This is a genomic window from Aeromonas sp. FDAARGOS 1419 (assembly GCF_019047045.1).
Taxonomy (GTDB): Bacteria; Pseudomonadota; Gammaproteobacteria; order Enterobacterales; family Aeromonadaceae; genus Aeromonas; species Aeromonas veronii.
Genome location: NZ_CP077209.1, coordinates 3163611 through 3177194 on the forward strand (window position 1 = coordinate 3163611; position 13584 = coordinate 3177194).

Annotated in this window: 14 protein-coding genes and 3 tRNA genes; 5 read left to right on the forward strand and 12 right to left on the reverse strand. The window is 58.9% G+C overall.

The genetic code is table 11. The features are described from left to right. Positions 1 to 197: 197 nt before the first annotated feature. The 8 genes from rplA to I6L49_RS14335 all read right to left on the reverse strand — a co-directional run bounded on the left by rplA (position 198) and on the right by I6L49_RS14335 (position 4140). Entirely contained in the window at positions 198 to 899 is a 702-nt protein-coding gene (gene rplA, locus I6L49_RS14300) for a 50S ribosomal protein L1 (protein ID WP_005339888.1), read from the reverse strand. A 4-nt stretch (positions 900 to 903) separates the two neighbouring features. Beyond that, complete coding sequence (gene rplK, locus I6L49_RS14305; protein WP_005339887.1) at positions 904 to 1332, reverse strand: 50S ribosomal protein L11; 429 nt, start codon at positions 1330 to 1332, stop codon at positions 904 to 906. 134 nt (positions 1333 to 1466) lie between these two features. Beyond that, positions 1467 to 2018: a transcription termination/antitermination protein NusG gene (gene nusG / locus I6L49_RS14310; RefSeq protein WP_005306318.1), complete on the reverse strand. Its 552-nt coding sequence runs from the start codon at positions 2016 to 2018 to the stop codon at positions 1467 to 1469. 9 nt (positions 2019 to 2027) lie between these two features. Next, on the reverse strand, positions 2028 to 2399 hold the full coding sequence (gene secE, locus I6L49_RS14315) for a preprotein translocase subunit SecE (RefSeq protein WP_005306322.1): 372 nt from the start codon (positions 2397 to 2399) through the stop codon (positions 2028 to 2030). 60 nt (positions 2400 to 2459) lie between these two features. Then, positions 2460 to 2536: transfer RNA gene (locus I6L49_RS14320), tRNA-Trp, on the reverse strand. 53 nt (positions 2537 to 2589) lie between these two features. Further along, on the reverse strand, positions 2590 to 3774 hold the full coding sequence (gene tuf, locus I6L49_RS14325; RefSeq protein ID WP_074042664.1) for an elongation factor Tu: 1185 nt from the start codon (positions 3772 to 3774) through the stop codon (positions 2590 to 2592). A gap of 168 nt (positions 3775 to 3942) precedes the next feature. Further along, a tRNA-Gly gene (locus I6L49_RS14330) sits at positions 3943 to 4017 on the reverse strand. 38 nt (positions 4018 to 4055) lie between these two features. After that, positions 4056 to 4140 (reverse strand) — tRNA-Tyr (locus I6L49_RS14335). A 263-nt stretch (positions 4141 to 4403) separates the two neighbouring features. Between I6L49_RS14335 and coaA the strand changes: the two genes are divergently transcribed. Next, positions 4404 to 5342 (forward strand): type I pantothenate kinase, encoded by a 939-nt coding sequence (coaA, locus tag I6L49_RS14340; RefSeq protein ID WP_005356367.1) that lies wholly within the window; start codon positions 4404 to 4406, stop codon positions 5340 to 5342. Between the two features lie 80 nt (positions 5343 to 5422). Here coaA and birA read toward each other — a convergent pair whose 3' ends face one another. Both birA and murB read right to left on the reverse strand, forming a co-directional pair. Next, on the reverse strand, positions 5423 to 6388 hold the full coding sequence (birA, locus tag I6L49_RS14345; RefSeq protein WP_127007063.1) for a bifunctional biotin--[acetyl-CoA-carboxylase] ligase/biotin operon repressor BirA: 966 nt from the start codon (positions 6386 to 6388) through the stop codon (positions 5423 to 5425). Beyond that, complete coding sequence (gene murB, locus I6L49_RS14350) at positions 6385 to 7422, reverse strand: UDP-N-acetylmuramate dehydrogenase (RefSeq protein WP_204384632.1); 1038 nt, start codon at positions 7420 to 7422, stop codon at positions 6385 to 6387. Before murB ends, birA begins: the two co-directional genes overlap by 4 nt. 127 nt (positions 7423 to 7549) lie before the next feature. Here murB and I6L49_RS14355 point away from each other — a divergent pair, with 127 nt between their 5' ends. Next, positions 7550 to 8203, forward strand: a complete 654-nt coding sequence (locus I6L49_RS14355) for a TrkA family potassium uptake protein (protein ID WP_005339863.1) — start codon at positions 7550 to 7552, stop codon at positions 8201 to 8203. Beyond that, positions 8200 to 9555: a TrkH family potassium uptake protein gene (locus I6L49_RS14360; protein WP_216949788.1), complete on the forward strand. Its 1356-nt coding sequence runs from the start codon at positions 8200 to 8202 to the stop codon at positions 9553 to 9555. The genes I6L49_RS14355 and I6L49_RS14360 overlap by 4 nt, the downstream gene beginning before the upstream one ends. Positions 9556 to 9596: 41 nt before the next feature. Here the strand turns inward: I6L49_RS14360 and I6L49_RS14365 are convergent, their stop codons facing one another. Beyond that, a complete protein-coding gene (locus tag I6L49_RS14365) occupies positions 9597 to 10427 on the reverse strand; it encodes an AraC family transcriptional regulator (protein ID WP_216949789.1) in 831 nt (276 codons plus the stop codon). 101 nt (positions 10428 to 10528) lie between these two features. Between I6L49_RS14365 and I6L49_RS14370 the strand changes: the two genes are divergently transcribed. After that, on the forward strand, positions 10529 to 11062 hold the full coding sequence (locus I6L49_RS14370; protein WP_064338932.1) for a carboxymuconolactone decarboxylase family protein: 534 nt from the start codon (positions 10529 to 10531) through the stop codon (positions 11060 to 11062). A gap of 13 nt (positions 11063 to 11075) precedes the next feature. Then, positions 11076 to 11516 carry a DUF417 family protein gene (locus I6L49_RS14375; RefSeq protein WP_005341854.1) on the forward strand — a complete coding sequence of 147 codons (441 nt, stop codon included), beginning with the start codon at positions 11076 to 11078 and terminating at the stop codon, positions 11514 to 11516. Positions 11517 to 11556: 40 nt separating this feature from the next. Here I6L49_RS14375 and I6L49_RS14380 read toward each other — a convergent pair whose 3' ends face one another. Next, positions 11557 to 13530 (reverse strand): DNA topoisomerase III, encoded by a 1974-nt coding sequence (locus I6L49_RS14380; protein WP_216949790.1) that lies wholly within the window; start codon positions 13528 to 13530, stop codon positions 11557 to 11559. Positions 13531 to 13584 lie beyond the last annotated feature (54 nt).

The following is a 13584-nucleotide window of genomic DNA, read 5'->3' on the forward strand; positions in this document are numbered from 1 at the left end:
CCTTTACAACAGAGGGGAACGATGCGGTAGCAGGATTCCAGAAGAGAAAGAATCTTTCTCGCTGGGTTTCCGGCACCGTCTACGCAGGAAACATTAAGGCTTTGCAGCCTCCTGCGGTCTTGGACGGAGGTCGAAACCCCCAACCAATCAAGGCGCAAAATTATAGATTAAATTTTGCGCCTTGTAAAACCCATCAATTAGGCCTGAGCTTCCAGAGAAGCTTGGTCTACGGCAACACCGGCACCCATGGTGGTGGAGATGCTGACTTTCTTGATGAATTGACCTTTGGCGGAAGAGGGCTTGCCTTTTTTCAGGGCAACCAGCAGAGCTTCCAAGTTTTCTTTCAGCTGAACTTCGTTGAAAGAAACCTTACCCAGAGTGGTATGGATGATACCATTCTTGTCATTACGGTAACGAACCTGACCAGCCTTGGCGTTCTTGACAGCTTCGGCAACGTTAGGAGTTACAGTACCAACTTTCGGGTTCGGCATCAGGCCGCGCGGGCCCAGGATTTGACCCAGTTGACCAACAACGCGCATTGCATCCGGGGATGCGATAACTACGTCGAAGTTCATCTCGCCTTTCTTAACCAGATCGGCCAGGTCATCCATACCTACCAGGTCAGCACCGGCAGCTTTTGCTGCTTCGGCGTTGGCACCTTGAGTAAATACGGCAACGCGTACATCACGACCGGTACCGTGCGGCAGTACAGTAGCACCACGTACGTTCTGGTCAGATTTACGAGCGTCGATACCCAGGTTGACAGCAACGTCAACGCTTTCAACGAACTTGGCGGTAGCCAGTTCTTTCAGCAGGGCAATGGCTTCGTTGATGGAGTACTCTTTGGTACCGTCAACTTTTTCGCGAATAACGCGCATACGCTTGGAAAGTTTAGCCATTGTCTTAATCCTCCACTACCAGACCCATGGAACGAGCGGAGCCTGCGATGCAACGTACTTTTGCATCCAAATCGGCACCAGTCATATCCGGCTCTTTGGTCTTGGCGATTTCTTGCAGCTGAGCAACGGTCACCTTACCAACCTTGTCTTTGTTCGGCTTGGAAGAACCAGACTTGATGCCAGCAGCTTTCTTCAGCAGGAAGGAAGCAGGCGGAGTCTTGGTTTCGAAGGTGAAGGAACGGTCGCTGTAAACGGTGATCACGACCGGAGTCGGTGAACCTTTTTCCAGCTTCTCTGTACGAGCGTTGAACGCCTTACAGAATTCCATGATGTTAACACCGTGTTGACCCAGTGCAGGACCAACGGGAGGAGACGGGTTGGCTGCACCAGCAGCAACCTGCAGCTTGATATAAGCTGTGACTTTCTTAGCCATTAGGAAAATACCTCAAAAATGGGTTCTAGCGCCTCGGAGACTTGCTCCTGCAAACGGCTCCCCAACTAATAAAGGGGCAGCGAATTATAGAGATATTCGCTGCCCCTGACAACCGTTAAACGTACAGAATTCAATCAGCCTTTTTCGACCTGACCAAAATCCAGTTCAACAGGAGTAGAACGACCGAAGATCAGTACAGAGACCTTCACGCGGCTCTTCTCATAATCTACCTCTTCAACGGTACCGTTGAAGTCGGCAAACGGACCATCGGCAACCCGCACCATTTCACCCGGTTCAAACAGGGTTTTCGGACGCGGCTTGTCGTGGGCATCCTGCAGACGGTTCAGGATGGCATCGGCCTCTTTGTCGGAGATCGGTGCCGGACGGTCGGAAGTACCGCCGATGAAGCCCATGACACGCGGTACGTTACGCACCAGGTGCCATGTGGTTTCATCCATGATCATCTGGACCAGGACATAACCCGGGAAAAACTTGCGCTCACTCTTGCGCTTCTGGCCAGCACGCATCTCGACCACTTCTTCGGTCGGGACCAGTACTTCACCGAACATGTCTTCCATGCCATGCATCTTGATATGTTCGCGCAGGGACTTGGCTACACGGCCTTCATAGCCGGAAAAAGCCTGCACGACATACCATCTCATACGCTGTTCACGTTGTTCAGTCATGGCTTATCCTTACACACCGGTAATCAGGTTGACCAACCAGACCAAGGCACCGTCCAGAACGAACAGCAGCAGCCCCATCACGGCGGTCACCGCCAGCACAATCAGGGTTGTCTGAATGGCTTCCTGACGGGTCGGCCATACGACCTTGCGGACTTCCAGGCGAGACTCACGGGCGAATGCCAGTGTTGCCTTTCCCTTGGTGGTTTGCAGGGCTACTGCACCAGCAGCAGCAATGACAACGACCACACCCAGGGCGCGGACGGCAGCGACAACATCGTTGAGCAGGTAATTACCCACTACAGCGGCCGCCAGGATAATGAAAACCAGGCCCCAAAGCAGGGTATCCTTGCTTCCGCCCTGGCTCTCAGAACTAACACTCATACAACCCACCTGTATCTGACGTAACCAAAGACACAAAAGCCCCGTACGAGACGAGGTATATGGCAGGGGCGGCAGGACTCGAACCCGCAACCATCGGTTTTGGAGACCGCTGTTCTACCAATTCGAACTACGCCCCTACACAAGAAAGCCCCTATTATAGGGGCTTTGCTTTATTTATGTAAGCCAAAGATTAAGCGATAACTTTAGCTACAACACCGGCACCTACGGTACGGCCACCTTCACGGATAGCGAAACGCAGGCCATCGTCCATCGCGATCGGCGCAATCAGGGTAACAACCATCTTGATGTTGTCGCCCGGCATTACCATCTCTACGCCTTCCGGCAGTTCGATGGTACCGGTCACGTCGGTAGTACGGAAGTAGAACTGCGGACGGTAGCCTTTGAAGAACGGGGTATGACGACCACCTTCTTCTTTGGACAGCACGTACACTTCAGATTCAAACTTGGTGTGCGGCTTGATGGTGCCCGGCTTGGCCAGTACCTGACCACGCTCTACGTCTTCACGCTTCACGCCACGCAGCAGTGCACCGATGTTCTCGCCTGCACGACCTTCGTCCAGCAGTTTGCGGAACATTTCAACGCCGGTACAGGTGGTCTTGGTGGTATCTTTGATACCAACGATTTCCACTTCTTCACCAACTTTAACGATACCGCGCTCTACACGACCGGTTACTACAGTACCACGGCCAGCGATAGAGAATACGTCTTCGATAGGCATCAGGAACGGCTGGTCAATCGCACGCTCCGGCTCCGGAATGTAGCTGTCCAGGTGGCCAGCCAGTTCCAGGATCTTCTCTTCCCACTGAGCTTCGCCTTCCAGCGCTTTCAGTGCAGAACCACGGACTACCGGCAGGTCATCACCCGGGAAGTCGTACTCGGACAGCAGTTCGCGAACTTCCATCTCGACCAGTTCCAGCAGCTCTTCGTCATCTACCATGTCACACTTGTTCATGAACACGATGATGTACGGAACGCCTACCTGACGACCCAGCAGGATGTGCTCACGAGTCTGCGGCATCGGGCCGTCAGTCGCTGCTACTACCAGGATCGCGCCGTCCATCTGGGCAGCACCGGTGATCATGTTTTTAACGTAGTCGGCGTGACCCGGGCAGTCTACGTGGGCGTAGTGACGGGTAGCGGTGTCGTATTCTACGTGGGAGGTGTTGATGGTGATACCACGCTCACGCTCTTCCGGTGCCTTGTCGATCTGGTCGAAGGCGAAAGCTTTACCACCGAAGTGCTTGGCCAGCACGTTGGTGATAGCTGCAGTCAGGGTGGTTTTACCGTGGTCAACGTGGCCGATGGTACCCACGTTAACGTGCGGTTTATTACGCTCAAATTTTTCTTTAGACATGATCGTCCCTCTAAACTAACGCTGAGTACGCGGTGGCAAGCTAACCACAGAACAGTTTATATGATGGATTTGAATCTGGTGGGAAAGAGAGAGGTACTGATGGCTGGTTCGCTTGCCGAACTCACCCTAGGGTGCGGCTCTGCTAACGCCTGAGCCATATCAGCATCTTGGAGCGGGCAGCGGGAATCGAACCCGCATCATCAGCTTGGAAGGCTGAGGTAATAGCCATTATACGATGCCCGCATTTCTCTAACCCAAAGAACTCAAACCGCAGAGAAATATGGTGGAGGGAGAAGGATTCGAACCTTCGAAGGCAGAGCCGTCAGATTTACAGTCTGATCCCTTTGGCCGCTCGGGAACCCCTCCAGACGCCAGATTGTCACAACGGTAATTCTGCTTGCACCCGTTGTGTTTATCGCTTTTGCACGGCAAATAGACGACAGACAGTCAAGCGTCGCGCATTTTATTGTAAGGTTTTGGGGGATGCAACCATTGAACCTGGCAAAATACGCTTTATTGCAGGGAAGTTTGCAAAAAAGCGGGGGCAAACAAGCCAATCCTGCTGCGTCCCTTGTCGCTCCCCCACCCTTGGTGTATGGTCGCCGTGCCCAAGAAACAGTGATGACACCATGACGACAGAGCATAACCCCTATCTGCAATTCACCCGCGAACAATGGGCGTTATTGCGCGATTCGGTCCCCCTGACCCTGACCGAACACGATCTGCAGACCCTGCGCGGGATCAACGAGAAGGTGTCATTGCGGGAAGTGGAAGAGATATATCTGCCTCTCTCCCGCCTGCTCAATCTCTATGTCAAAGCCAAACAGCGTCGCAGCCGGGTGCTGGAGCAGTTCCTCGGCCAGTCCCGCGGCAAGGGCACCTATATCATTAGCATTGCCGGCAGCGTGGCGGGAGGCAAAAGCACCACGGCCCGTATTCTGCAGGCCCTGTTGGAGCGCTGGCCGGAACATCCGCGGGTGGAGCTGGTCACCACCGACGGCTTCCTCTATCCCAACAAGGTACTGGAAGAGCGCGGCCTGATGCGCCGCAAGGGGTTCCCTGAGTCCTACGATATCCGCCATCTGGTGGAATTTGTCGCCAATATCCGCGCCGGTCACGAGAAGGTCGAAGCGCCGGTTTACTCCCACCTTATCTACGACATCATTCCCGATGAGAAGAAGGTGGTGGAGCAGCCGGACATCCTGATCCTGGAAGGGCTCAATGTGCTGCAAAGCGGCATGGATTACCCTCAGGAGCCCCATCGGGTCTTCGTGTCGGACTTCGTCGACTTCTCCATCTATGTGGATGCCGATGCCGAACTGCTGCGCACCTGGTATATCGAACGCTTCCTGAAATTCCGCAGCGGCGCCTTCTCGGATCCCGACTCCTACTTCCATAACTACGCCAAGCTGACGGAGAGTGAGGCGACCCAGATCGCCAGCAACATCTGGCAAGATATCAACTATCTGAATTTGCAAGAAAATATCCTGCCAACGCGTGAGCGTGCCAACCTGATCATGACCAAGGGCCATGAGCACGCCATCGAACAGATCAAGCTGCGCAAATGATGACTACAGTTGCCGGATAACGAAGAGGGGGCCCGCAGGCCCCCTCTTCTGTTTGGCATCATGAGCGGCCTTGCTGACCCTCAATCACCCCGGCGCAGGGAGAGTTCACCACCCAGATAGAACTTGGTGCCCTCCTCCGTATCCAGTCGCAGGGCGCCGCGATCGTCGATGCCACGAGCGATGCCGCGGATCTCCTGATCTCCCATCAGCAGGCGCACCGGGCGACCGGCAAAGTGATCGAGCCGGTTCCACTCATCGACAAAGCTTGCCAGCCCCTGCTGCTCAAAGGTATGCAACGCCCGCTGCAGATGGACGATCATCCGGGCCGCCAACTGATTGCGATCGACCAGCTCGGGATTGATGTGGCGCAGCTCGGCCCAAGCCTGATCGATCTTCTCACCTTCGCGGGCAGGCATCGCCAGATTGAGACCGATGCCGATCACCAGATGACAGCTGGCCCCGGCGCTACCGCTCATCTCTACCAGAATGCCCGCCAGCTTGCGGCCCTGATAGTAGAGGTCGTTCGGCCACTTGAGCTCGACCCCCTGATAACCAAGGGACTCCAGCGCTTCAACCACTGCCACGCCGACCGCCAGACTCAGCCCCATGGCCGCCGCCATGCCTTGCTCGAGTCGCCAGTACATGCTGAGGATCAGCTGGCAACCAAACGGCGAAATCCAGGGTTTGCCACGACGACCGCGCCCGGCGGTCTGACACTCGGCCAGACAGCTCTCGCCAGAGCGCAGCTCATTGACCCGATCCAGCAGGTGTTGATTGGTCGAGCCAATGACCGGAAAACAGTGTACCGGTGCCATCGGGGCCAGTGCCTGCAAGGTAGCCTGATCATAGAGCGCCATCGGCACCGCCAGCCGGTAGCCCTTGCCGGTCAGGCTAAAGAGATCCAGCCCCAGCTCCTTGAGCGCCGCCATGTGTTTGCTTACCGCAGCCCGGCTGATGCCGAGCTGCTCACCCAGCTGTTCGCCGGAGTGAAACTGGCCGTCGCTAAGCAGGGTGATCAGGGTCTGTCTGATGGGAGTCAACGTCATGAGAGCACCTCATCGAGCCAAGTTTCACCGTGCGCCCCCATAAATCGCACCTCGTGCTCCAGCACCACGCCAAACGTCTGCTCCACGCTGTCGCGGACATGGGCCGCTAGCGCGATCAGCTCCATGGCACTGGCGCCCCCCAGATTGACCAGCACCAGCGCCTGCTCCTGATGAACAGCGGCGCGGCCGATGGCGAAACCTTTCAGACCACACTGATCGATGAGCCAGCCTGCCGCCAGCTTGGCCTGCCCTTCTCCGGCCGGATAGCAGGGCATCTGTGGGTAGCGCGACTTGAGCGACTCCGCCAGCGCGGCAGGCACCACCGGATTTTTGAAGAAGCTGCCCGCATTGCCGAGTACGGCGGGATCCGGCAACTTGGTCATGCGGGTGGCACAGACGGTATCGAAGATGGCCTGCGCCGAAGGCGCGTCACCGAGCGCCGCCAGTGGGCCATAGCCCAGCACAGGTTGCCACGCCTTGGGCAGTTTGAGCCCGACGGCGGTGATCAGGTGGGAATCCTGATACTCGTGTTTGAAGATGCTGTCACGATAACCGAAACGGCACTCTGCCGCCGCGATCCGTTCAATCTCGCCACTCTGCCAGTTGAACGCCTCGACATAGGCGCAGAAGTCGGCCAGCTCAACACCATACGCACCGATGTTCTGCACCGGCGCGGCACCGACCGTGCCGGGAATGAGCGCCAGGTTCTCCAGCCCGAACCAGCCCTGTTGCAAGGTATGACGCACCAGCTGATGCCAATCTTCACCCGCCGCCACATGGAGCAACCAGTGATCGCCACCATCTTCAGCGGTAATCCCCTTGAGCCGGTTGAGCACCACCAGACCGAGAAAATCGGTGGTGAAGAGCATGTTGCTGCCGCCGCCCAGATTGAGGCGTGGCAACTGGTTGAGCTGTGGGTCGGCACGCAGGGTCGCCAGATCGGCAACCTGCTCCACCTCGGCCAGCCAGAGGCAGTACGCATCGAGGGCAAGGGTGTTGAGCTTCAACAAGGAGGCGTTGGCATTCAGTTTCATCGGTCTATCCCGGCTTGGTGCAAGGGCGCAGTCTACCTCAAGTTACCCCATGACGAAAAACCCGAGCCCTTTTCGGGGGAATAGCAGTGGTTTAGAGTAGGCGACTTCAACTGCTGAGGAATAACTCATGAACAACCAGTTTGCCGTCATCGGCCTGGGCCTGTTTGGCAGCGCGCTGTGCGAAGAGCTGCAACGGCAAGATGCCGAAGTATTGGCCATCGATATCGACGAGAGCAAGACCCGGCAAATCGCCGCCCTCTGCAATCACGTGATCGTGGCGGATGCTACCGACGAGGCCACCGTGGCCGAGCTGGGACTGGCCAATTTCGATATCGTCTTCGTTGCCATCGGTGACAACCTGGAGACCAGCATCCTCACTACCCTCGTCTTGAAAGAGGCGGGCGTGAAGAAGGTGTGGGTCAAGGCGCGCGACAAGTTCCACGCCAAGATCCTGCAGAAAGTGGGCGCCGACAAGGTAATCAACCCGGAGTGGGACATGGGCCGCCGGGTCGCCCAGAGCATGTTGGACAACCGGTTGTTCGACTATCTGGAGCTGGGCCACGACATGGTGCTGACCGAGTTCGTGATTGGCCTGCAACAGAACGGCCGGGAACTGGGCGACTTCCACCTGCTGCAACAGAGCGATTTCCAGCTGCTCGCCATCAAGCGTGGTGATGTGCTGCACAACGTACTGACCGGCAAGATGGAGCTGCAACTGGGCGACATCCTGATCCTGGCGGGCAACAAGCACGCCATCGACCACTGGCTCGAAACCCTATGATCAACTGGCGCAGCAGCTACGCCTTCGCCCTCCATCGGGAGCAGGACTCTCGCTGGAGCGAAGCCCGGCTGATCCTCGGCAGCTTTCTGATCATTCTGCTGATTGGCACCATCTTTCTGGTGCAACCCTCCAGCCACAATGGCGAGGTCACCTTCGTCAACGCCCTGTTTACCGCCACCTCGGCCATCAGCGTGACAGGTCTTGGCGTGGTGGATACCGGCACCGCCTTTACCCTGCAGGGGCAGATTTTCCTGCTGATGCTGATGGAGATAGGCGGTCTGGGCCAGATGACCATGACCCTGCTGCTGATCGCCATCTTCAGCAAGCGGGTCGGTCTGCGCCAACAGGTACTGGCCAAGGAGGCGCTGGGACAGGAGGGCTCGGTCAACATCATCCAGCTGGTCAAACGGATCGTGCTGTTCGCCTTTATTGCCCAGCTGATCGGCACCGGCATCATGGCGATCCGCTGGGTGCCCGAGATGGGTTGGGTGCACGGCCTCTATGTCAGCTTTTTCCACGCGGTCTCGGCCTTCAACAACGCCGGTTTTTCGCTGTTTGCCAACAATCTCATCGACTATAGGGACGACCCCATCATCAGCCTGACCATCGCCGGCCTGCTGATCCTGGGGGGGATCGGCTTTACCGTCATCGTCGATCTGGTGCGCAACCGCCGCTGGCGCAAGCTGAAGCTGCACAGCAAGCTGATGCTGCTGATGACCCCGGCGCTGCTGCTGGCCGGTACCCTGATGTTCTGGCTACTGGAACACAACAACCCCGGCACCCTCGGCAAGGCCGGTGTCGGTGGCCAGCTGCTGGCTGCCTTCTTCCAGTCTGCCAGTGCCCGTACCGCCGGTTTCAATACCATAGATATCGGGCTGATGACCCCGGCGGCATTGCTGTTCCTGATGATGCTGATGTTTATCGGTGCCGGTGCCACCTCAACCGGTGGTGGTATCAAGGTCACCACCTTCGCAGTCGTGCTGCTGGCGACCAAGGCATTTCTGACCAAACGGCCCCATGTCACCGCTTTTGGCCGCACCCTGTCGCCCCAGATTGTGACCCGCTCGCTGGCCATCATCATCGTCAGCACCATGGTACTGATGCTGGCGATGTTCCTGCTGATGGTGACCGAGGATCTGCCGTTCGACAAAATCATGTTCGAGACCATCTCGGCATTTGCCACCGTCGGCCTCTCCACCGGCATCACCGCCTACCTGAGCGAGCCGGGCAAACTAATCTTGGTGCTGGTGATGATCTGCGGCCGTCTCGGCCCCCTGACCCTGGCCTTTATGCTGGCCCGCCCGGTCGAGACCCGCATCCGTTATCCGGAAGAGAACGTCTATACCGGCTGACCGGTTATGAAAACGGGGCTGCCACTGGCTGCCCCGTTTTTTTATTCGGCTTGTTGCTGCGCCTTGAGCCAGCGCCCCGGGCTCACCCCCAGCTCCCGCTCGAATGCCCGACCAAAGGCAACACTGCTGCTGTACCCCGCCCCCAGCGCCACCTGCACCATGGGATCCCCCGCCAGCAGTTGCTGGCAGGCTCGCGCCATGCGCCAGTGGGTCAGATAACCAAGCGGCGCTTGACCAACCCGCTCCTGAAACCTCGCGGCAAAGCGGGCTCGCGACATGCCGGCCTCCCGCGCCAGCGTGGCCACCGTCCAGGGTTCATCCCCACGCTGATGCATCACCGAGATCGCCTTGGCCAACTGGGGATCGGAAATACCTGCCAGCATCCCCTGCTGACACCCCCCTTGCTCGACCAGATGACGCAGCAGCAGGATCAACAGTACCTCCAGCAAGCGGGAGATCAGCGGATCCTGCCCGTAGCGGGGGTGAAACGCCTCGTCAAACAACTGGTTCAGCACCGGCGTCAGGGCAGGCAACTCCCTTAGCGGCAGCACCAGCGAGCCCGGTAATGCCAGTTGCAACGGCGATGATCCCCCCTTGCCGAATGCGACATTGGCGCACACCAAATCACACCCCCCCAGCGTTCTGGGTTCAAGCTTGTGGGGACGTCCCCGAGGGAACAGGATCAGGGTCGGCTCCTCGAGCAGCAAGCTGGTTCCCCCCTCTTCACGCAGCATGACGGCACCGCTGCGCAGCAGATGAAGATGTCCGCCACTCGGATAATCATCACTGGAGGAGTTCTGGCACAGGTTGCCGGCGAAGAAGATCTTGGCTTCGGGGGAGGCATGAACCAACAGGGCAGAGAGCGGATCCATATTTGAGACGAATAGTATTTATTTGCAGACGATAAGTGATAAACCGTATCACGAATGACGGCACACTGTCTCCCGTACCTTCACTACCACAGGAGAAGATCATGAGCCGTATCCAACCAGTATCCCAACCGCAACCCGCAGCCGCCCAGACCCTGACCACCCTGCGCCGCAATCTGGGCATGGTGCCCAACCTCTACGCCACCCTGGCCCACTCGCCAGCCCTGCTCAATGGCTTCCTGGCCTTTGCAGAGGCGCTTGGCAAGGGGCGCCTGACTGCCCCACAACGGGAGTTGCTGGCACTGGCCATAGGTCAAGCCAACGCCTGCCAATACTGTTTGTCTGCCCACACACTACTGGCGGGCAAGGCCGGATTCTCGGCCCAGGAGATCCGGGCTGCCCGGCTCGGCCAGGCCTCGGCTCCCCTTGATCACGCCCTGCTGCAACTGGCAACGGCGCTGGTCAGTCAGCGCGGAGTGATCAGTGACGAGCAGCTTGCTAGCGCCCGTGCCGCAGGCGTAGATGACGAGCTGCTGCTGGAGGTGCTCGGCCAGGTGGTGGTCAATACCCTGACCAACTATGGCAACCACCTGGCGGCGACCGAGATCGACTTCCCGCCCGTCACTCTGACCCCTTAAACAAGGAGCCCCCATGCAGCAACATGACAAAGGCTTTCTGGTCGCTCTGGCGGGCGTGGTATTGACCCTGCTCTGGATCGGCGTATTCAAGTTTACCCCGACAGAGGCAGCCGCCATCAAACCACTGGTAGCCAGCCACCCCTTGATGAGCTGGCTCTATGGTCCCCTGTCGGAACAGAGCGTATCGAACCTGATCGGGGTGGTCGAGATAGTGATCGCCATCGGACTGGTCGTGGGTCTGTGGCAACCTCGCATCGGTTACTGGTGCAGCATGGGGGCTATCGTCACCTTCCTGGCGACGCTGAGCTTCCTGCTGACCCTGACAGGTGTCTGGAAAGTGGTTGATGGCGTGCCAGTCACCGAGTTCTTCCTGTTCAAGGATCTGGTGTTTCTCGGTGTGGTTCTGCACTACCAGCACAGGATCCGTGCCAGCTTGTCCACTCAGGCAGCCTGACAACAATGCCTTTGGTGCCCGGGATGGGCGCCTTTTTTCGTTATGCAGCCCTGGTCTGGCGCTTGCTGGCCGTCTTGCGCGGTCGGGGCCCGCCAGTCGTGCTGGCCGCCGGACTCTTTCGCTTGGTAAAACGCCGCTTGCCGGCACCCGGCGCCTCCTTGGGCAGGGCGCTGAAGCTGGCGCCGGAGTCCTGCCGCGCCCCTTCAATCAGGCCGTTGAGCTGCTCGGTGAGCGGCCCCATGAACTGCTGGTAGCTGCCGTGGCGCTCGGCGATCTGGCCGAGGCTCAGCTCCCACAGCGCCGTCATATCCGGCGTGGTGGCGGTGGCTGGCAACGCCTGAACCAGCGCCCGCCCGGTCGGGGTCGCCTTGATGCTCTTGCCCTGACGCACCAGAAAGCGGCGCTTGAACAACAGGTCGATAATGCCTGCCCGGGTCGCTTCGGTGCCGAGGCCATCGGTGTCGCGCAGGGTCTTGCGGATCTCGGGATCCTGCACATAGCGGGCGATGCCGGTCATGGCCGCCAGCAGGGTGGCATCGGTGAACGACTTGGGCGGCTGGGTCATTTTCTCCTGCAGTTCGCCCCGCTCGCACAGCAGTTGCTCTCCCTCTTTCAGGGCAGGCAGCGTGCCCGCCTTCTCTTCGTCGTCATCCTCCTCCACCCCGAGCAGCGCCTTCCAGCCCGCTTTGAGAATGCGCCGTGCCTTGGCCTGAAACAGGCCACCGGCGATGCGCAGCAGCACCTTGCTGTCGTTGTATTCGAACGGGGGATAGAACTGCAGCAGATACTGGCGGGCAATCAGGCCATAGAGCTTAGCTTCGTCGGCCCCCAGCGTGGCGGGGTTGCCCTGCTTCTCGGTGGGGATAATGGCGTGGTGGGCATCCACCTTGCTGTCGTTCCACGCCTTGCTGCGGATCTTGCCGTCTGCCTCGCTCACCGCCTTGGCCAGCGCAGGCGCTGTGGCGGCGATGGCACCGCGCACCTGCTCGGCCCGCTTGAAATGGTCGGTCGGCAGATAACGGCTGTCGGAGCGCGGGTAGGTGATGAGCTTGTGGCGCTCGTAGAGGCTCTGGCAGATGTCGAGCACCCGCTTGGCATCCATGCCGAACCGCTTGGCGGCATCGATCTGCAGGCTGGAGAGGTTGTAAGGCAGCGGCGCCGCCTGCTTGCGGGCCTGCTCTTCCACCGATTCAACCTGTGCGGGCTGGCCGTTGATCCGGCTCACCACCTTGTCGGCCAGCGCCCGGTTGAGCACCCGCCCCTCCTCGTCCTGCCACGGCAGGCAGGCTTCGGACGGCAGCCACTTGGCGGTGAAACGCTCGTTGCTATCGGTCAGCAGATGGGCCAACACCTCGTAGAAGGGTTTGGGGACAAAGGCCTCGATCTCGAGATCCCGCCGCACCACCAGCCCGAGCAGCGGGGTCTGCACCCGACCGACCGAGAGCAGTTCACTGCAACCGGCCTTGCGCCCGAGCAGGGTATAGGCGCGAGTCATGTTGATGCCATAGAGCCAGTCGGCCCGACTGCGGGCCAGCGCCGAGACCGCCAGCGGTACGAACTCCTTGTTGTCCCTCAGCTTGTCGAGGGCGCGGCGCACCGCAGGCGGGTTGAGATCGCTGATGAGGCAGCGCTGCACCGGCTTGGATTTCGGGTAGCCGAGAAAGTCGATCACCTCATCCACCAGCAGTTGCCCTTCCCGGTCCGGGTCACCGGCGTTGACCACGCAGTCGGCCTGCTTGATCAGCCGCTTGATAACGGTGAGCTGGGTTTTGGTCTTGGGCTTGGCCACCAGCTGCCACTGGGCGGGGATGATGGGGAGATGCTCCATCCGCCACTGCTTGAAGGCGGCGTCATAGGCATCGGGCTCGGCCTGCTCCAGCAGATGGCCGATGCACCAGGTGACCACATCCCCCTGGGCTGTTTCGATAAAACCGTCGCCCTTCTTGTGGGGCTTGGGCAGGGCATCGGCAATGGCGCGGCCCAGCGTGGGCTTCTCGGCGATAAAGAGTCGCATCGGTGGCTACCTGCAATACTGTATATGCAGACAGTATACAACCGCCACCGCGAA